Raw genomic sequence first — 1147 nt, 5'->3', positions numbered from 1 at the left:
GCCGCGCAGCGCGCCGCCGACCCGGCCGAAGGCGCGGCCGGCGCCGCCGTAGCGGCCGCGCGGGGTCGCCCGGGGCGCGCGGTGGGCGGTGGCACCGGCCGTCCGGCCGGAGCCGAGCAGGGCGCGCAGCGGGGCGAGGGTGTCGTTGGTGACGTACCCGGCCCAGACGAGGTCCCAGAGTGCCTCGACGATCTCCGGCTCCGGGGTCTCCTCCGGCAACTGCTGGACCAACTGGCGGAAGAACAGGCCGTAGCCGCCGGCCAGCGCCGCCATCAGCGCGCTGTGCACGGGGGTGAGCGCGGGCGGGACGGGCTCGGGGCGCAGCAGGTGGGCGTGCTCGGCCAGGTGCAGGCTGAGCCAGCCGTCCTTGCCGGGCAGCGCGCCGGCCCCGCACCAGCCGATCTCGCCGGCCGCCGTCAACTCGTCCAGCAGGCCGGGGGAGTAGCCGGTGAGCCGGGCCGGGAGGATCAGCTTCTCCAGGGCGGAGGCGGGCAGGGCGGTGCCCTGGAGCTGTTCGACCACCCGGAGCAGGCCGTCCGGGCCGCTCAGCCGGTGGCCGGCCAGGTGCTGCCACTGTGGGAGGAACGCGGCCAGGGCGCGCGGCGGGACGGGTTCGACCTCCTGGCGCAGGGCGGCCAGCGAGCGGCGGCGCAGCCGGCGCAGGACCTCGGCGTCGCACCACTCGGTGGTGGTGTGGTCGGGAGGGGTGGCGCCTAGCGCCTCCGGCGAAGGGGGCCGGCGGGCGACGGGTGGGCGGAACTGGCCCTGGACCAGGCGGCCGGCGGCGGTGAGCCGGTGCAGGGTGCCGGTGACGACGGCGGTGCCGAGGCCGAATCGGGCGGCCGCCTCGGCGGCGGCGAACGGGCCGTGGGTGCGGGCGTAGCGGGCGAGCAGGTCGCCCAGCGGATCCTTGACCGGCTCGGTGAAGGCCTCGGGGACGCCGACCGGCAGCGGGGTGCCGAGCGCGTCGCGCAGCCGCCCGGCGTCCTCGACGGCGGACCAGCGCCGCTCGCCGGCGATCCGGACCTGGATCACCCGGCGGGCGGCCTCCAACTCCAGGGCCCAGAGCGGCTCGGCGCCGCGGGCCGCCAGCTCGGCCTCGGTGAGCGGGCCGAGCAGGCGCAGCGCGTCGGCGACGCCCTCGGCG

General features: G+C 78.9%; 1 pseudogene. It reads right to left on the bottom strand.

The features are described from left to right. A pseudogene (locus ACFV6I_RS39705) lies at nucleotides 1-1147 on the bottom strand (DEAD/DEAH box helicase); the annotation flags it as partial.

It is taken from the genome of Kitasatospora sp. NPDC059803, from assembly GCF_042732255.1.
In the GTDB taxonomy this organism is placed as follows: Bacteria; Actinomycetota; Actinomycetes; order Streptomycetales; family Streptomycetaceae; genus Kitasatospora.
The sequence above is the reverse complement of the archived record's forward strand: the minus strand, read 5'-3'. Positions and strand labels throughout refer to the sequence as shown.